The 17,736-nt window shown below is 29.3% G+C and carries 16 protein-coding genes; 1 reads left to right on the top strand and 15 read right to left on the bottom strand.

Going from position 1 to position 17,736, the window contains the following annotated elements; genetic code table 11:
• Position 1 precedes the first annotated feature (1 nt).
• The 12 genes from ACQY1Q_RS06330 to rnpA all read right to left on the bottom strand — a co-directional run bounded on the left by ACQY1Q_RS06330 (position 2) and on the right by rnpA (position 13,333).
• Positions 2–1,231 (bottom strand): O-antigen ligase family protein, encoded by a 1,230-nt coding sequence (locus tag ACQY1Q_RS06330; RefSeq protein ID WP_431004451.1) that lies wholly within the window; start codon positions 1,229–1,231, stop codon positions 2–4.
• On the bottom strand, positions 1,209–2,378 hold the full coding sequence (locus ACQY1Q_RS06325) for a glycosyltransferase family 4 protein (RefSeq protein WP_431004450.1): 1,170 nt from the start codon (positions 2,376–2,378) through the stop codon (positions 1,209–1,211). The genes ACQY1Q_RS06330 and ACQY1Q_RS06325 overlap by 23 nt, the downstream gene beginning before the upstream one ends.
• Complete coding sequence (locus ACQY1Q_RS06320) at positions 2,359–3,252, bottom strand: hypothetical protein (RefSeq protein WP_431004449.1); 894 nt, start codon at positions 3,250–3,252, stop codon at positions 2,359–2,361. The genes ACQY1Q_RS06325 and ACQY1Q_RS06320 overlap by 20 nt, the downstream gene beginning before the upstream one ends.
• A 389-nt stretch (positions 3,253–3,641) precedes the next feature.
• Positions 3,642–4,634: a glycosyltransferase family 2 protein gene (locus tag ACQY1Q_RS06315; protein WP_431004448.1), complete on the bottom strand. Its 993-nt coding sequence runs from the start codon at positions 4,632–4,634 to the stop codon at positions 3,642–3,644.
• On the bottom strand, positions 4,624–5,475 hold the full coding sequence (locus ACQY1Q_RS06310) for a DUF4422 domain-containing protein (RefSeq protein WP_431004447.1): 852 nt from the start codon (positions 5,473–5,475) through the stop codon (positions 4,624–4,626). Before ACQY1Q_RS06310 ends, ACQY1Q_RS06315 begins: the two co-directional genes overlap by 11 nt.
• Positions 5,468–6,580 carry a UDP-galactopyranose mutase gene (gene glf, locus ACQY1Q_RS06305; protein ID WP_431004446.1) on the bottom strand — a complete coding sequence of 371 codons (1,113 nt, stop codon included), beginning with the start codon at positions 6,578–6,580 and terminating at the stop codon, positions 5,468–5,470. Before glf ends, ACQY1Q_RS06310 begins: the two co-directional genes overlap by 8 nt.
• Positions 6,577–8,010, bottom strand: a complete 1,434-nt coding sequence (locus ACQY1Q_RS06300; protein WP_431004445.1) for a flippase — start codon at positions 8,008–8,010, stop codon at positions 6,577–6,579. Before ACQY1Q_RS06300 ends, glf begins: the two co-directional genes overlap by 4 nt.
• A gap of 11 nt (positions 8,011–8,021) precedes the next feature.
• On the bottom strand, positions 8,022–8,570 hold the full coding sequence (rfbC, locus tag ACQY1Q_RS06295; protein WP_431004444.1) for a dTDP-4-dehydrorhamnose 3,5-epimerase: 549 nt from the start codon (positions 8,568–8,570) through the stop codon (positions 8,022–8,024).
• A 7-nt stretch (positions 8,571–8,577) separates the two neighbouring features.
• A complete protein-coding gene (locus tag ACQY1Q_RS06290) occupies positions 8,578–9,615 on the bottom strand; it encodes a hypothetical protein (RefSeq protein WP_431004443.1) in 1,038 nt (345 codons plus the stop codon).
• A gap of 3 nt (positions 9,616–9,618) precedes the next feature.
• Entirely contained in the window at positions 9,619–11,301 is a 1,683-nt protein-coding gene (locus ACQY1Q_RS06285) for a DUF6909 family protein (RefSeq protein WP_431004442.1), read from the bottom strand.
• 33 nt (positions 11,302–11,334) lie between these two features.
• Positions 11,335–12,960, bottom strand: coding sequence for a S41 family peptidase (locus ACQY1Q_RS06280; RefSeq protein WP_431004441.1), 1,626 nt, complete (start codon positions 12,958–12,960; stop codon positions 11,335–11,337).
• Positions 12,950–13,333: a ribonuclease P protein component gene (gene rnpA, locus ACQY1Q_RS06275; protein ID WP_431004440.1), complete on the bottom strand. Its 384-nt coding sequence runs from the start codon at positions 13,331–13,333 to the stop codon at positions 12,950–12,952. Before rnpA ends, ACQY1Q_RS06280 begins: the two co-directional genes overlap by 11 nt.
• Before the next feature lie 153 nt (positions 13,334–13,486).
• Here rnpA and ACQY1Q_RS06270 point away from each other — a divergent pair, with 153 nt between their 5' ends.
• Positions 13,487–14,665: an acyl-CoA dehydrogenase family protein gene (locus tag ACQY1Q_RS06270; RefSeq protein ID WP_431004439.1), complete on the top strand. Its 1,179-nt coding sequence runs from the start codon at positions 13,487–13,489 to the stop codon at positions 14,663–14,665.
• A 94-nt stretch (positions 14,666–14,759) separates the two neighbouring features.
• On the opposite strand, the gene ACQY1Q_RS06265 is transcribed toward ACQY1Q_RS06270, so the two are convergent.
• From ACQY1Q_RS06265 to glpK, 3 genes are read right to left on the bottom strand one after another with little or no spacing between them, the layout of a single operon-like run.
• Entirely contained in the window at positions 14,760–14,894 is a 135-nt protein-coding gene (locus tag ACQY1Q_RS06265; protein ID WP_431004438.1) for a hypothetical protein, read from the bottom strand.
• Between the two features lie 57 nt (positions 14,895–14,951).
• Positions 14,952–15,497, bottom strand: coding sequence for a pyridoxamine 5'-phosphate oxidase family protein (locus tag ACQY1Q_RS06260; protein ID WP_431004437.1), 546 nt, complete (start codon positions 15,495–15,497; stop codon positions 14,952–14,954).
• A gap of 7 nt (positions 15,498–15,504) precedes the next feature.
• Positions 15,505–16,995: a glycerol kinase GlpK gene (glpK, locus tag ACQY1Q_RS06255; protein WP_431004436.1), complete on the bottom strand. Its 1,491-nt coding sequence runs from the start codon at positions 16,993–16,995 to the stop codon at positions 15,505–15,507.
• Positions 16,996–17,736: the final 741 nt, after the last annotated feature.

Raw genomic sequence — 17,736 nt, 5'->3', positions numbered from 1 at the left:
TTTAACGTTGCTTGGTTTGTTTTATATAAAATAGTGTATTAAAAAAAGTATAAAATACAACTCCAATTTGTCTATCAAACAAATTTTCAGTGACTAATGCTAGTCCAACAATCATTAAAAATAATTTATATAACGTAGAAGGATCCTTTAAAAGCCCGAAAAATAATGATGTAATTACCAATAAAAATCCAAAAATACCGTAAGAAAGTAGCACATCAACATATTGATTATGCGTGTTATAATATACTTTCTGAAAATCATTTGCTCCTTTGAATGTAAAGGTGTCGTAACATGCCTGCAACTCTTTTGCTATATTTTCTTTTCCTATACCCCACCAAAAACCTTTGTTTAGTAATGGTTGTGCACAATAGTATATTCCATATCTAAAATTAACCTCGTGTTCCTTTTTATTGAACTTTTCATTTGGTAATTCCATTTTTGCTTTCAAAACCTCATCAAACCTGTTTTTTATAGGTGTTTGAGTTATTAGAAAAAAGGCTATTAATAGTAATGACAGTATTCCAATTATTTTTATTTTGATGCCTTTTATAGATTTATATAATAAATAGCCACTCATAATTATAAACGTGAATAATGACATTCTTGCTGAAAAGGTAACAATAGAAATTAGTAAGAGTGCACAAGCTAAGAAAATTCCTAATTTAATGTAAAAATTAAGCTTTCCTCTTAATACCCATGAAATTCCTATTCCTATTGAAAACACAAACAATAAACCTAAATAAGGTAGGTGTATATTTGTTTCCTCAAAAAATAGATTTCTAAAAACAGGTTGATAAAAGTTATTTTCTGCTTGAAGTTTAGCAAATCCTATATTCAAAATCTGAGACCAACTTTTCAATGCCAGTATAACATTAGAGACAAAAAAAACTAATAAACTTCTATTTAATGTTTTTTTATCAATCACTTTTTTATTGATTATTACCAACAACGGAAACACTAAAAAAGGGGCGTCTGTCTCTAAAAATTTAAGGATTTCTTCATCAAACCCAGAGATTAAAAAACTAACTAATAATAACAAGTAGTATAATGAAAGAATGAAAAAACTAGTAATATCCTTTCTATCTAAATCTTTATAGATTTTGTCATAAAAAAATTGCACGACTGAAAGTAATCCCCATATAATAATAAGATTGGTAGACCATCTTAAACTCAGTAGAGGAAATGCTGCTATTAGCAGAAAACTATAATTATATATTTTTCGTATCTGCATTTAACTCTTGTTTTAATAATTTTATATAGTGATGATCTCGTAAGAATTGTTGTGCATTATCAACCATTCTTTGTGCTTTGTTTTTCTCTTTTAATAATTTTAAAACACTTAAAGTAAAAGTTTCCCTATCATTGGCTAGTAAAAAATCTTTATCGGGTTGTAATCCTATACCTTCAACTCCTATGGTAGTTGAAACTAAAGGAAGTCCATTTATAGCTGCTTGAATTGATTTTATTTTTACTCCTGCTCCATGCAACATTGGATTGACAAAAATAGATGCTTGTTCATAAATCTCATCTAACGATTCGCAATTCATATATAATTGTATGTTCTTATACCTATTAAAACTTTTCTTTACAACTTCCTTTGTTTTGTTTCCTAAACTACCAGCTATTATAAATTCATAGTCCTTTTCATACTTCAAAATTTCGTTGTGAATATTTTTTAAATACCATAGGATTGCTTCTATATTATTGTCCATAAAAAGTGAACCTACAAACAATACTTTTTTAGTGTCTAAATTTTGTTTTTTAATTTCGTTTAAAGAAAACGGGGGAGGTAAGTGTATTACCTTATTTTTATACAAAGTTCTATTTTTAGATGTATCTTCTTTTGAAATAAACCATATTGTGTTTGCTTTGGAATAGATTTCTTTGGTATAATTTCTAAACTTTATATGTTCTAACCAGTAATATATTTTTCTGAATATTTTTGATGTACTTTTACTGAGATTTTTGAAATATATTGATTCATTATTGTGGCTTCTTATAATAAGTTTACCATAATCAACAGATGTGTTTTTTATAAACTCTCCAACATAATCTCCTTCTAATATTACAAAATCGTACTGTTTTTGAATTGAAATGTTTTTAAATTGACTTCTAGAAGTAACTTGTAATGGTTTTGAGCTAAATATGTCTATTACTCTATTCTTTCTTGAAACTTCAAAAAGCATCCTAATATATTTCTTTGCAAATAGTATGTCTTTTTCCAACGGTTTCTCTTTGGCTGTGTATACCAAATCTATTGTATGCCCCAACTCTTTAATTCCTTCTATTCTTTTCCACACATCAACCATACCTCCATGCATTGGAGGGTATGGAAAAAATCCGCATACAATTAATATTTTATGTTGTTTTTGGTTCATTATTCTCTAAAAAATCAATTAAAGCCAAAAAAAACCAAACCTCATACTTAATATGAAGTGTTAAATAAAATATACTTGAGAGTATTACATAAATTAAAATCATTTTTAAAAGATAGCCCTTTTTTATGTAGGAAACTCTTCGAAGTCTTTTAATAAAAAATAGATAAAAGAAAATAAGAAAGAAAAAACCTCCAAAAACCAGATGGTCAAAAAAATAGGTTTTTGATGATAAATTTTTAGGTGTGTGCAAATATTGTTCTATTTCCAGCGTATTAAATTCTTGCATAAAATCTGCATTAATAAGACAATTAATATTGTTAGTGTATATTTCCATAAAAGGGCCTAAACCAACACCTAAAGGATTCATTACAAATGTTTTTATAGCTGCCAAGTCTCCGGTTAACCTGGTGCCAACAGATACATTCGTGTTTAATTGTGAGAAAAATTCTTTGTCTAAAAACTGAAACCCTACTATTAATGAAATTACTAACGGAATCAATGCTATAAATAGCACATATCTTAGTTGTTTATTGCTATACATATAACGTACCAACATAGGTAATAAAGAAATAAGTAACAATAATAAATATCCTTTAGATTCACTATGAATTGTATAATAAAAAAAGAAAAATAACGACGTACAATACACTAATATTCTTTGAGCTCCTTTTCTATTTAAATACTCTGATAAAAAGACGGGAAGAAAAGTAAAAATAATCACTACAGAACCAGACCAACTTGATTCTACGGTTAGTAATCTAATCCTCCAATATTTAGAAGGATCGGAGTGTAAAAAAGGTAAAAAAACTTCTTTTGTTTTGTAAATCTGGGCTTCAAAAATTAAAATAATAATTAATAAAATTTGAATAGCCATGATTGCATTAAATACTTGTGTGAAATTTTTTGTTCTTTTTAAAAAAAGATAAATAAATTGATAGAAAAGTAAAGAACATATTGGGTATGAGAGCATTTTTACGTTTTTAATTAAAATGTTCTCATCAAAAAAATACACCGATTTATTTTTTAAAATAAAAAAAACAGAATATACACATGTTATAATACTCAGATATACAATATATACTATATAAACTTTACTATATTTAGTCAAATAGATCCTTCCTTTCAATAAAAAATAAAAAATAAAAACTGGTATTATAAATACTACAGGGCCTCTGGCTATTTCACCAAAAATATTCACTAAAGGAAAATCCTGATAAACAGCTATTAATAAAATAAAAAATAAGACAATCACCCTTAGATTCATTATTTCCTTTTATGCAGTATTTTAATAAATTCTTTTGCTAAACTCAACTGTTTTCTTCTAACTCTGTTTAGAATTATTAGATAGCTTGATACCCAAAATGAAAACTTATACTTTGGATATTTTTGAAAAAAAATCTTTCTACTTTTAAAAATTTGTATCTCAGAAAAAACGCTTCTCTTTCTATAATCACTTGAACTCCCTGTTGTTTTTCCTTCTTTATGATATACTATAGAGTCTTCGCACCAATCTGTAATAAATCCAAATTCTTTTGCTCTAAATGCCCAATCTATTTCTTCATAGTACAAAAAATAGTCTTCGCTTAAAAGCCCTACCGTATTTAAAAACTCTTTTGAAACAAACATAGATGCTCCGATTGCAAAATCAATTTTTTCAAAATTACTTTTATTTATAGTGCAAAGTTTTCCTTCTCCTATATGGCTTGTTGCGTACAATTTTTTATGAAGCTTTCCTCCTATAGCTTGAATTATATCTGGATTATAATAGTACAAAAGTTTACTCCCTAAAATCCCTAGATTTTCATGTCTACGGTAATTCTCAACCAATTCTTTTAATGATTTTTTATCTACCACTGTATCATTATTCAAAATCCAACAATACTTAAAATCTTCTCTATTTTGAATGTATTGTATTCCTATATTATTTCCAGCTGAGAATCCGTTATTATTCTGCGCTTTTAGAATTACCAGTTTATCTTCAGTTATTTCTGAATTACCCTCTCTAAACACACTAAATTGAAATGGTTTATTTTCAAGAGGATATACTAACGCTCTATAGTTAGTAGCTACTTCAAAAAAGCTTTTTCCGTTAGCCCAATCTATAATTTGGGCTACAGAATTATCATTGCTATTATTATCAACTACTATTACCTGAAAATTTGCATACTCTAATTTAAAAACAGACTCCAAACATTCAATCGTATCAATAAAAGAGTTATAATTTAAAATTATTATGTAAACTTTTTTACAATCCATAGTTCTTTAAAACTTTTTTAGGAAAAGTCCATAGGAAAAAAATTAAGTTTTTATGTATATTTAGTAATAAAGTTACACTTTTGTGAGGTGTGTGTTTTTCGAGATTTTCTTCTTTTAGGAATAGAACCGGAAGATATTTTTTTCTGAATTTATTATGATAAAAATAAAGAGTCATTAATCTTTCTGACATAAAGCCAAAAACTCGCTGTTGATAAATATAAGGAGATAATTTAACTCTTTTTTCAGCCTCAAATAATATAGTAAATAACCATTCAAAATAATCATCAGCAATGTTCTTACTAGTAATAAACATATTATAATGAACCAGACTATTCTTAAAATTTGAAATTTTATACCAAGAATCTATGTATTCAGGATAACAAGTATTGATAACTTCCGTAAGAATTTCATAATCTTCAATTAAATGACAATAGGCATAATCCTGTTTTATTGATGTAAAATATCTTTTAGGTTTTGGTAAAATGACATCATTTTTTAGAAGATATTTCTTTATTGTTTGTTCAGAAAAAGAGTACTTATTAAATTCATTATTTCCAACATATCTTATGTCATTTATTTTGTCTATTCTATTTTCTATATCAAAATATCTTCTGTAATGACAAAGTCCCAAAACATCACAGTTTAAGTTTTTCCATGCCCAATATAAAGCCGTTAGCTCACAATAATTCTTATTTTTACTAGAAATATTATCCCCTGAATCATCACCTATATACCCCAAATCACTTTGCCCCTCTTTACCAACATGTATTGGAATAAAATGAGATTCTCTTGGCGGAATAAACTCTTTATGCGTGGCTATTAATATTTTAATATCAGTCATTGAATGTTTCTCTTTCTTTCTTAAATTTGGCTAAGGCTGATGCTATTACTTGGTGCATATCGTAATATTTATATTCCGCCAATCTTCCTCCAAAAATAACATTAGGTTCTTTAGCCGCTAATTTTTCATATTTCTTATAAGTTCGAGAGTTTTTTACATCATTTATTGGATAATATGGCTCATTACCTCTTCTACTTTCTGATGGATACTCTTTCGTTACAACTGTAATATCCTGTTTTCCAAATTCAAAGTGTTTATGTTCAATAATTCTTGTATAAGGGGTATTTTTATCTGTATAATTAACAACTGCATTACCTTGAAAATTTTTAACCTCTAAAATATCATGTTCAAAATTTAATGTTCTATATTCTAGTTCTCCATGTTGATAATCAAAATATTCATCTATTTTACCTGTAAAAATTATTTTTTCAGCTTGTTTTTCAAGTTCTTTTTTATATATAAAAAAATCTATTCCTTTTTTTACCTCTATTCCAAACAACAACTTATCAATTAACTTATTGTACCCCCCTATTGGAATACCTTGGTACGTATCATTAAAATAATTGTTGTCAAATGTAAACCTTACAGGCAATCTTTTAATTATAAAAGCGGGAAGTTCAGTAGCCTTTCTTCCCCATTGCTTTTCAGTATAACCCCTTATTAATTTTTGATAAATATCATCTCCTACTAATGATATTGCTTGTTCTTCAAGGTTTTTCGGTGTCTTAATATTTGCCTTTAACACTTGTTCTCTAATCTTTGCCTGAGCCTCCTCAGGTGTTTTTACCCTCCATAACTGATAAAATGTATTCATATTAAAAGGTAAATTAAATATTTCCCCTTTATAATTTGCCAAAGGAGAATTTGTAAATCTGTTAAATTCTACAAATGAGTTTACATAGTCCCAAATTCTTTTGCTACTTGTATGAAAAATATGTGCACCATATTTATGAACGTTTATTCCTTCTATTTTTTCACAATAAATATTACCTCCAATATGTTTCCTTTTATCTATGACCAAACATCTCTTTCCTGATTTATTAAGTTCATGGGCAAAGACGGCTCCAAATAATCCGGACCCCACTATTAAATAGTCATACTTCATTTGATTTTTTTTAATACTGGATTTAAAAATGATTTGATAAAAAACGGATCTTTAACCAAATAAAGAACACTAAAATAAACACTCAAAGAGGTAATGCCCGTGGCTAAAAGAAGGGCTTCCTGTTTAAAAAAGATTTTAAACAGGAAATATATCGGAATAAAAATTAAACTCCCTACTAAATATTTTAAGAATAATTTAATAGGCATATTAAAATCAATTATCTTTTTGGCATAAAAAAAAGTTAATACTGTTATAACCAACTCTGTAAACAATAAGGCAAAAGTAGTCCCAAAAGAATACCATCTTGGTACTAAAGTAACGTTTAATAATATACTAACAATAGCTCCTAAGAGTACCGCAAACATTAACTTCTTCTCTTCTCTAAACGGAACTAATATTTGTAAGCCAAAAATATTGCTTAACCCTATTAATAATAATAAAGGCACTAAAAACTGAACTAAAAGACTAGAAAAACGAAACTCATCTCCTGCAAAAACATATATAATTTCTGGAGCTAACATGGTAATTAGAACAATTGATGGACAACCTAAAAACAAAATAAAATTCATAGATTTTTCAATTGTAAGAATAGCTTCTTCTTTTCTGTTTTTTTCTATGTATTGTGATATTTTAGGTATTAAAACTGTACTCAATGAAGTAATTATAAGTAAAAATATTTTAATCACTTTGTTTGCAGCACTATAAAAACCTACTTCAGTTGTGTTTGAAAAATAATTTAGAAAAATAATATCTAAATTAATATAAATTCCTATTGCAATTTGTGTGCTGAATAATATTCCAATTCCTTTTATATGTCTTTTCAAATTAAGATTCTTAAATGAAAATTTAACTATTCGAAATACTTTCAATAAAATGAAAAAAGCGTTTAATAATAAAGTTAATACAATAACACAATAATAAAGCCAGTAATCTTCCTTAGATTTTATCAGAAGAAAAACTAAAGCTATCATTATAATTTTTGAAATTATATTTAACTGAGCTAAAAGCCTATAATTTTCTATTCCTTGAAAAAACCAATTTACAGTTCCTGTTAAAGCTATAATATAAAGGTAGGATGCGACTTTTAAAAACGGATTATAAGAAAAAGTACCCGAAAAATAAATCCATATAGAATAAAAAATTAATATGACAAGAAGCCAATATAACTGAATAATAAATATTTCTGAAAACGTTTTTGAAAGCTTTTCTTCGCTATCTTTTGATACAGCAATTTCTCTAATTCCATATATTGGAATACCTAAAGAGCCTAAAATAACGAAAATTGAAGTTAAGGATATTGCAAAACTCACAATACCAACGCCTTGAGGCTCTATAGTTCTCGATATATAAGGAAAAATTATTAAAGGGGTTAACACATTAGTAAAACCTAATAAATTATTGTAAATAAAATTTTTCCTTATCAAACTCACTATTTTCTCTTTTATTCTAAAATAATATTCATAAACCCCGGTAATACTTTATCTTTCTCAGATAACTGAATTTCACTCTCAGGAAGCATCCAATCAATGTTTAGTTCTTCATCATTATAAATAATACCTCCTTCTGATTCTTTGTGGTAATAATTATCACATTTATAAACAAAAACAGTATGATCTTCTAATACTGAATATCCATGAGCAAAACCGCGTGGAATGAATAGTTGTTTTTTATTTTCTCCTGATAAAATCATTGAAAAATGTTCTCCATAGGTATCAGAATCTTCTCTTAAATCTACCACTACATCTAATACTTTTCCTTGTATTACTCGTACTAGTTTTGCCTGAGCATGCTTCCCTTTTTGGAAATGTAAACCTCTTACGATTCCTCTATTAGAAAACGCCTCATTATCTTGCACAAAAGACACTGTTAAACCTGTTAATTCTAGGAACTTTTTTTCATTAAACGTCTCAAAAAAATAACCTCTATCATCAGAAAACAGTTGTGGTTCTATTACAAAGCATCCTTTAAAAGGTGTTTTTATAATATTCATAGAGTAGTTATTTTTTCTTACTGTAATTTTCTAAATAAATATTTAGTTTTATAAACAATAAGTATAAAATCATTAATACTAAAGATGCCAGTGCTAATTGTACTGATTTATTATCAGATACGCCTTCTATTTTATGTCCTATAGGTTGAAAATTAGAAACGATATTAACAATTTCAGATTTTTCAGTTTTCTCTTCACTAACTGTTTTAAGTTCTTTATTTAACTTTAAGGTAGTACTAAACAATTCTAATTCTTTACTTCCTTTTTTAGAACTCCCTAAGTCAATATTTGTTCCTTGATTTACCGACTTTGCTTCTTCTAAAAGAACTTTCTTGTAGATATTATGTAACGAATCTACCTGCACTAAGTTTTTTCGTAATAACTGATCTGTTCTGTTTAAATTTTCATTAGTTAACTCTCTTAACTTATTAAAATAGGAGTTTTCAGTTATAGCGCTAATAATTATCTCATCAAGTTTTGGGAATATATCATTTCTGGAAGATTGTACTTCTATATCATGCACTTTATAATTGTACTTTGTAAAAGCTCTTTTAAAATCTGCAAATGAATAGCTTTTAACAGTTGTTGTATCAATTCCTAATAACAATTCATCATAGGTAGTTATCACATCATTTCCATTAACAATGGGTTGAATGGTAAACTTTTTTAAGGATGTCGCTTCTTCTTTACTAATGTGAAAAATGGTTGCCAGCAAGCTAACATCTTTTTGCTTTACCAAATTATTATAAAAATCAATATTACTGTACAATTGTCTTGCACTGTTAAAATTGGTTTGTACTAATAAGTTAGAGCTATACCTGCTTTCTTCTTTTATTTCAAGAATAAACCCTGCAACAGCTCCGATAACAATAGCTATTCCTAGTTTTTTATAATTCTTCTTAAAGAAGAGAAGTATTTCTACAAAAAAATAGAAAATTGAAGTAAAGATATTTCCAATAAATCTAAAAAAATTAGAAATCCCTTTACCTATAATTACAAATAATGAGCCTAGATCTACTTCTTCTTCATTTTTGTGATTGCTCATAATCTAAAAAATTTGTTCTAATATTTTTTGCGTTATAGCATAAGTAGGAGTCACTCCACTCATTCCTAATCCTCCTGAAGCCAATGTAGCCCCCGTTTCAAGAGGGTTATCAGACGCATAATATGCATAACGTACTTTTACATTTTCTGATATATTTCCTCTAATTTTTGAAGCCGATTGAATTGCTTTTTGATAGTGGGCTCCTTCCATTTCTAATCCGATAACATTCCAGGTAGAATCATGGAAGAATTTTAGTAAATCTTTATTTTGTAATGACGTTCCTAAAACAGTTACCATGGCTCCGTCAAAAACCTCTACGCCAAAGCCTTCTAAATCTGATTTAGATAGTTCATTTTTAAACGGATAGTTATCTGCAGTTCCTTCAAAGATGTGAGAAGACGGAATCATGATATCTCCTTTTCCTCCTTCTAAAATACCTGCTTTTCCCATAATAGAAACCGACTCTACATTTAAATGGATTTTTTCTTTTTTAACCTTGTATGGTTTTAACAATTCATCCATAGTTTCATAGGCTTGCTCTCCAAAAGCATAATCCATAACAATAATAACAGGTTTTTGCCCTACAGAGTTTACTTTTTCAAAAGAAACAGCATCAAAATCTATTTTATCTGTATCAATTATTTGTACGTTAATATTGGTCCCGGAAGTATCTTTAATATAAATCAGCCCATTTTCTGAAGCTTTTTGCTTAACCTTGGTTTGTAATACTTCACTATTTGTATTACTTAACAATTCAAATAATTCAAACTTTTTAAGGTTTTTTGCTTCTTTAGGTAATGCCGTTTTAGCATATAGTGTATTCATTACACTATGCATATTAGCACTAATAATATGAATAGGTCTTTCAATTAAATTATTTTCCAGAAGTTTTTTCTTAATGTTATTTGCCCAAACTTCTCCATAATAATGATGACCAATTTCTTCAATTAAAACAGAACTGAATTTTATAGATCTTTTTTTATCGTATAAAACTTCATTGATAGCCAGTTTTCCTAGCCAATACATTAAATGTAAAAAACGACTTGGGTTTTCTTTAGTAGCAAAAGAGTTATAGCTATCATACACTTCATCATAGGTTCTTCCTAAAATGCTTGCCAAGTGTACAATCATAACATCTTTTTCTTTTTCTGTAAGTGTTTTGTTGTATAAAACCGTTTCCTCCAAATGCATCCACTCTCTAATAAATTTATCTCCGGTTGCATCAATTAAAACTCTGTCTTTTATTTTGTGTGATTCAATAAATAAAAATGTTAAGTGCGTAAGAATATCATAAATTTCAGATCTTCCTCTGGTAATTTCAATATTCATTTGATCTCTATCTATACGATAGCAATTTCTTCTTCTTTTAGGAGGAATAATGGCTTTAAAATGAGAGTTTCTATACCCTTCATCTGCTGTTAAATTGATAAACTGACACTCTTCTATCCCTTCCGGTAAACGCTCTATCACGTACTTTAACCCGTTTAATTCGGTTTTATCTTCTGCTATTGAACCGTATATTTCCGGCCTTAATGCTAAAAGCGATTTTCTTAATGTTTCTCCAGAAACTCCCATTGGTTTATAAAATCCGCGACTAAAAAGGTGTCTCATCGATATATATAAACGTTCAATTGCATTTGTTGATTCTTGAGCTCTCGTTCTTTCTTTCTGGTTCGGTTTTGACATATTCTCTAATCAAATATTAAGTTAATAACTATGTTATTTTTTAAGTATTGAATTATACTTTGTTTTATTGTTAAGTAATGTAACTGCTTGTTGAATGGTTTTATCATTCTTTAACTGATGCTTATACATTCCTTCTCTATAAAAAGCGTTTTTTATAATTTCATTTTCTATACTAGTTAAAAGTATATCTTTATTTTCACTTATTTTTTTAATCTTTTCTTCTTTCAATTTCATGAGTAATTTTTCATACTCATTTTTTATATTATTAGTTTCTTTAACCGTTTCATATGCTTTTTTAAACATCTTTTCATCTTTAGTTACAAATGTAGTGTCAGAAACTAATAAGTAATTTTTAAACTCGTTAAACTCACTTTCTTTAAATTTAAAAGTTAATGAATCTATTGGTTGACTCGTATTAATATAAACATTTGCAAAGTTAAAAATAGCTTGTGAATTTAATAAGGCTTTAGTGGTTTCATTTTTCTCAGAATAACTAGTTTTTACATCCGGAGTAACTCCTCCTCCGTCATAAACCGTTCTTCCGTTTTTGGTGGTAAACTTTTGTACCGTTCCTTCTGAAAATTTAGGAACTTTACCTGTTTTTACATCTCTATTCGCATAATCTAACTCTTGTATACATCTACCGCTTGGCGTATAATATTTTGAAATAGTTATTTTCGCTTGAGTTCCATACGTTAAATCAAAATATCGTTGTACCAACCCTTTACCATAAGAACGTTCTCCCAGAATAACTGCTCTGTCGTAATCTTGCAAAGCACCTGAAACAATTTCAGAAGCAGAGGCCGACCTATCATCAATAAGAACAACTACAGGCATTTCTGCATCAAGAGGCTCTTTACTTGTTGTATATACTCTACTATTTTTAGAAATTTTTCCTCTGGTGTCTACCACTTTTTCTCCTTTAGGTATAAATAAATTAGTAATGTTAATGGCATCAAAAAGTGATCCTCCCGGATTGCTTCTTAAATCAAAAACTAACTTTGTCATTCCTCTATCTTTAAGAGTCTCAACAGCTTTTTTTACTTCTTCCGTAGCTTTTTGACTAATAAAACTGGTTAAAACTATATAACCGGTTTGATCATCAATCATATCAAAAAACGGAACCGGACTTAAAACTATCTTGTCTAATTTCAAGCTAATTTTTATCCTTTCTTTTTTTCTTTCTATTTCTAAAGAAAGTTCTTTTCCGGGTGTTCCTTTTAAAATTTGAGACAGCTGTTCTTTTTCAAGGCCTTCTAAATTTTGTCCGTTAACATTTATAATAATATCTCCTGCCTTTAAACCCGCTTTATCTGCCGGGAATCCTTTATCAATTTCAGATATGGTAATACCTTTTTTAGAATAATGCGATAAAATTCCGATACCTCCATACTCTCCTTCTCTTCGTATTCTGGCATCTTCAACATCTTGTTCGTTATAAAAATTGGTATACGGGTCTAAATTTTTAAGGGTGTTTTTTATAGTCCTATCTGTTAAGTCTCCCGGATTAATCTCGTCTATATAATTTATATTTAATTCTTTAAATAAATTATTATAGATTTCTATTTGTTTAGCAATTTCAAAAAAACGAGATTGAAACGAGAAAAATACGGCTATAACCGCTACACTAAGCCATAAAATTGTTTTCTTATTTCTCATTGTTATGTATTTCAGCTATAAAAAGTGTTATTAATTTTTTCATTTTTAACTCTATATCAGCATATTTCCATTCTTCTTTTGCAAGATAAGAAATCATAAACACATAAGGTTTGTTGAGTTCTGAATACACTATATGTTTTTCTTTTCTGTAACTTTCTCTTAACAATCGTTTAAGTCTGTTTCTGTCAACAGCTCTTTTAAAATTACGTTTAGGTACAGAAACGCCTACTTGCGCAGGATATTCTGAAGTGTGTTCTGTTTGTATGTATACCATTCGTAAAGGAAAAACTTTAATTGATTTTCCTTCTTCATATAATCTGCCTATGAGCTTTCTACTCTTTAATCGCTCCTCTTTTCCTAATGTAAATCTCATAATATACAAACATACACAAACCAGTTAGGATTAACCATTTTTTTGAGTATTTTTGAAAGAATCAATATATCAAATATACTTAAAACATCATTTACTAAACACATTGTGTAACCTTTATAAATTAGTAAATATGATAACTTTAAAAACAAACTTATGAAACCTGATTTATTTCAAGCTCCTGACTATTATCACGTTGACGATTTATTAACTGAAGAGCATAAACTGGTACGTGATACTACTCGCGAATGGGTAAAGAAAAATTTATCTCCAATTATTGAAGAGTATGCTCAAAAATCAAAATTTCCTGAAATATTAGTTAATGGTTTAGCTGAGGTAGGTGCTTTTGGTCCTTATATTCCTGAAGAATATGGCGGTGCCGGCTTAGATCAAATTTCTTATGGTTTAATAATGCAAGAACTTGAAAGAGGTGATAGCGGCATACGTTCAACCGCTTCAGTACAGTCTTCTTTAGTAATGTGGCCAATTTTTAACTATGGAAATGAAGAGCAAAAAAGAAAATATTTACCCAAATTAGCTAGTGGAGAATGGATTGGTTGTTTTGGATTAACAGAACCTAATCACGGATCTAACCCGGGGGGAATGGAAACCCGATTTAAAGATATGGGCGACCATTATTTACTTAATGGTGCTAAAATGTGGATTTCAAATGCTCCTATAGCAAATGTTGCTGTGGTTTGGGCTAAAAATGAAGAAGGTAGAATTCACGGGTTACTTGTAGAACGTGGTATGGAAGGTTTTTCTACTCCGGAAACTCATAATAAATGGTCTTTAAGAGCTTCTATTACCGGTGAGTTAATTTTTGACAATGTAAAAGTGCCTAAAGAAAATTTATTACCTAATAAATCAGGACTTGGCGCACCTTTACAGTGTTTAGATTCTGCTCGTTATGGTATTTCTTGGGGAGCATTAGGTGCTGCTATGGACTGTTATGATACTGCTTTACGTTATGCTAAAGAACGTACACAATTTGGAAAACCTATTGGGCAATATCAGTTACAGCAAAAAAAATTAGCAGAAATGATTACTGAAATCACTAAAGCTCAATTATTAACTTGGCGTTTAGGAACCTTAAAAAATGAAGGAAAAGCTACTTCTGCTCAAATTTCAATGGCTAAACGTAATAATGTGGAAATGGCTTTAAAAATTGCTCGTGAAGCCAGACAGATTTTAGGCGCTATGGGAATAACAGGAGATTACTCTATCATGCGTCATTCTATGAACCTTGAAAGTGTTGTTACCTACGAAGGTACACATGATATACACCTATTAATTACCGGTTTAGATATTACCGGTTTAAATGCTTTTAAATAAATGATTAACATAAAAGAAGTGTTCTAAAAAGAAAAACAACCCGGCTTTTAGAACACTTCTTACAATCAACTATTAAAAATCACTAAATCAATAGCTACTCTTTCTTTTTTCCACTATTCATAAAAATAATCAGAGTGGCTATTAACCCTAAACTAACAATACCAAAAACAATCATCATAATAGTTCCATTGGTCCATGAAACTGTAGGAATATTAACTAATTGTATCATATTGTAACCTTTTTAGGCAAAGGTAGACACTAAATACTCCTCAGAATATGACTTTTATCAGGTATTGAAAAGTTTTGTTTTTAATCCGTCAATACTTACTTGATTTTTTTCTTCCCAGTAGGTTTTAATTCCGGCTTCTCCTTTACTTTCTGCCCATTCATTTAATTGATTTCGTTCTCCTTTATATTCATAAAAAGGAATAGACATTCCGCATGAAGTTTGAACGGTTTCTACAGTAATTATAAATATTTGGCGTGCTCCCGGCAGTTCCGGGAACAGCTTACTATAGTTTTCCCATTCTGTATCGTTTTCTTGAATTTCAGTAGCAGAACCATATATTCTTACAATATTAGGCGCTCCTTCAAAAGCGCAAAACATAACCGTTATTCTATTATTTTCTAACAGATGTGCAGAGGTTTCATTTCCGCTTCCGGTTACACTAAGCCAGGCAACGGTATGTTCATTAAGTATTCTGAAAGAATCCATTCCTTTAGGAGACAAATTTATTCTTCCTTCTTTAGGAGCGGTAGCCACAAAAAACATTTTTTGATTTGCTATAAACTCTTGAATTCTTTGGGTAATGTTGGTATAGAATTTAGCCATATCTATATTAATTTTCGTCAATCCAATCTTTTGTTCTTTCTACAGCTTTAAGCCATTTTTTATAGAGTTTTTCTCTTTTTTCTTCGGTAATATTCGGAGAAAACACAACATTAACTTTTCTTCTTTTCACAATGTCTTCCTGCTTCCATAATCCTACACAAATACCTGCTAAATAAGCAGCTCCCATTACCGTGGTTTCAATAATTTCGGGTCTTTCAACATCTACATTTAAAATATCAGACTGAAACTGCATTAATACATCATTGGCGCAAGCTCCTCCATCAACTTTTAAAGAGGTTAATGCTGTTTCACTATCTTTTTGCATTACGTTTAAAACATCTTTAGTTTGGTAGGCTAATGAGTCTAATGTTGCTTTTATTAAATGTTTTTTTTCGGTATCACGTGTTAAACCAAAAATAGCTCCTCTGGCATACATATCCCAATAAGGAGCACCTAAACCGGCAAAGGCAGGCACTACATAAACCGGATTATCTCCGCTAACTTGTTTGGCAAAAAATTCACTTTCTTCAGCGCTTTTTATAATTTGCAATCCATCTCGTAACCATTGAATAGCTGATCCTGCTACAAAAACACTTCCCTCTAATGCATAATATACTTTCCCATGAATTCCCCAAGCAATAGTAGTTAACAATCCGTTTTTAGAATATTCTAAATCCTCTCCGGTATTTAACAACATAAAACATCCTGTACCATAGGTGTTTTTAGCTTCTCCTTTATGAAAACATGCCTGACCAAATAAAGCGGCTTGTTGGTCTCCAGCAATTCCTGCAATAGGAATCTGATGTCCTTCAATTTCAAAATTTCCAAAATGGTATGATGAAGGTTTTACTTCAGGAAGCATACTTTCAGGGATTCCTAATTCATTTAATAATTTCGAATCCCAACATAAGTTTTTAATATCAAACAACATGGTTCTGGAAGCATTGCTATAATCCGTTGCATGTACTCTTCCTTTTGTTAAATTCCACACTAACCAGGTATCAATAGTGCCAAACAATAAATTTCCTTTTTCTGCTTCTTCTTTAGCTCCATCTATCGTATTTAAAATCCAATGTATTTTTGTTGCTGAAAAATAGCTATCAATAACTAATCCGGTAGTCGTACGCACGTAATTTTCTAATCCTTTTTGCTTTAGTTGCTCGCAAATAGCTGCTGTACGTTTATCTTGCCAAACAATGGCGTTGTAAATTGGTTTTCCTGTATGTTTATTCCATACAACAGTTGTTTCACGCTGATTGGTAATTCCTATACCTGCAATTTCTGAAAGGTTTCTGTTTTTTTGCTCAAGCACTTTTTTAAAAGTTGCCATTTGAGTTTCTAAAATTTCTTCTGCATTATGTTCTACCCATCCTGACTCCGGAAAAATTTGTGTGAACTCTTGCTGATTCATTCCTTCTATTTTTCCTTCTTCATTAATAAGCACAGTTCTTGAGCTTGTAGTTCCTTGATCTAGGGCAATGATATACTTTTTTGTCATGTAAATTATTGAATTTAGCCCTAGCAATTTACAATATATATCAACATAAAAAACCTTTCAGAAAATCTAATCTGAAAGGCTTTTTACATACTAGTTTGGTTATTTTTATTTCTTAGTTTCTAAGAGCGTAGCTTGCTCCTTTTCCGAACTCAGCTAAAACTGATAAAAAATTACCTAAAACATCACTTGCTTTTTTTACTAAATTTTTCCCCATTTTAATAAAATTTTAATTTTTCCCTTAAGTTTTGTGTTTCAATAAACAACACTACAAATATATGTCTGATTACCAGCATCAAAAAGGGGTTTCCCGCGCTTTAATGTGCAAATTTCCGCGATTGGTGACTTTTTATATAAAAAATGCCTCCAAGCCGGTTTATTAAAAGGGGTTTTTCCTGTTAAAACGATTCCTTTATTAATAAAGGATGATAACAATATTTATATAAATGATTTAGCAACCAGAAAAGTGTTTTTCCCTTTTTTAATTTTTTTTGAAAAAAAATAGTTAATCTATAAATTGTTGAACAGAAAGTCTTTTATTAGATAGTTTTAAAATAAAAAAACCTTCCAGACATATAGTTCCAGAAGGTTTGTTTTCCCCTTAAATTATCCGCTCATTGTATTGAGTGACCTGGCAAATGTATTTTAACTACTTCATTAACCAAAAAGGTTTTCCGTGTTTTAAATTGTATTTTTCCGTAATACTTTTATTATATCTAATAAGATATAAATACCTTCAATTTT

Source organism: Tenacibaculum sp. TC6, assembly GCF_050606265.1.
GTDB lineage: Bacteria > Bacteroidota > Bacteroidia > Flavobacteriales > Flavobacteriaceae > Polaribacter.
This window is presented reverse-complemented; position numbering and strand designations above follow the sequence as displayed.

What these genes read in the sequence shown, in the direction of transcription:
- rnpA (WP_431004440.1), bottom strand. Translation starts at nt 13,333, where the DNA reads ATGAGATTTACATTAGGAAAAGAGGAGCGATTAAAGAGTAGAAAGCTC.
- ACQY1Q_RS06320 (WP_431004449.1), bottom strand. Translation starts at nt 3,252, where the DNA reads ATGGCTATTCAAATTTTATTAATTATTATTTTAATTTTTGAAGCCCAG.
- ACQY1Q_RS06280 (WP_431004441.1), bottom strand. Translation starts at nt 12,960, where the DNA reads ATGAGAAATAAGAAAACAATTTTATGGCTTAGTGTAGCGGTTATAGCC.
- ACQY1Q_RS06325 (WP_431004450.1), bottom strand. Translation starts at nt 2,378, where the DNA reads ATGAACCAAAAACAACATAAAATATTAATTGTATGCGGATTTTTTCCA.
- ACQY1Q_RS06330 (WP_431004451.1), bottom strand. Translation starts at nt 1,231, where the DNA reads ATGCAGATACGAAAAATATATAATTATAGTTTTCTGCTAATAGCAGCA.
- ACQY1Q_RS06315 (WP_431004448.1), bottom strand. Translation starts at nt 4,634, where the DNA reads ATGGATTGTAAAAAAGTTTACATAATAATTTTAAATTATAACTCTTTT.
- ACQY1Q_RS06290 (WP_431004443.1), bottom strand. Translation starts at nt 9,615, where the DNA reads ATGAGCAATCACAAAAATGAAGAAGAAGTAGATCTAGGCTCATTATTT.
- ACQY1Q_RS06285 (WP_431004442.1), bottom strand. Translation starts at nt 11,301, where the DNA reads ATGTCAAAACCGAACCAGAAAGAAAGAACGAGAGCTCAAGAATCAACA.
- ACQY1Q_RS06260 (WP_431004437.1), bottom strand. Translation starts at nt 15,497, where the DNA reads ATGGCTAAATTCTATACCAACATTACCCAAAGAATTCAAGAGTTTATA.
- glpK (WP_431004436.1), bottom strand. Translation starts at nt 16,995, where the DNA reads ATGACAAAAAAGTATATCATTGCCCTAGATCAAGGAACTACAAGCTCA.
- glf (WP_431004446.1), bottom strand. Translation starts at nt 6,580, where the DNA reads ATGAAGTATGACTATTTAATAGTGGGGTCCGGATTATTTGGAGCCGTC.
- rfbC (WP_431004444.1), bottom strand. Translation starts at nt 8,570, where the DNA reads ATGAATATTATAAAAACACCTTTTAAAGGATGCTTTGTAATAGAACCA.
- ACQY1Q_RS06310 (WP_431004447.1), bottom strand. Translation starts at nt 5,475, where the DNA reads ATGACTGATATTAAAATATTAATAGCCACGCATAAAGAGTTTATTCCG.
- ACQY1Q_RS06265 (WP_431004438.1), bottom strand. Translation starts at nt 14,894, where the DNA reads ATGATACAATTAGTTAATATTCCTACAGTTTCATGGACCAATGGAACT.
- ACQY1Q_RS06270 (WP_431004439.1), top strand. Translation starts at nt 13,487, where the DNA reads ATGAAACCTGATTTATTTCAAGCTCCTGACTATTATCACGTTGACGAT.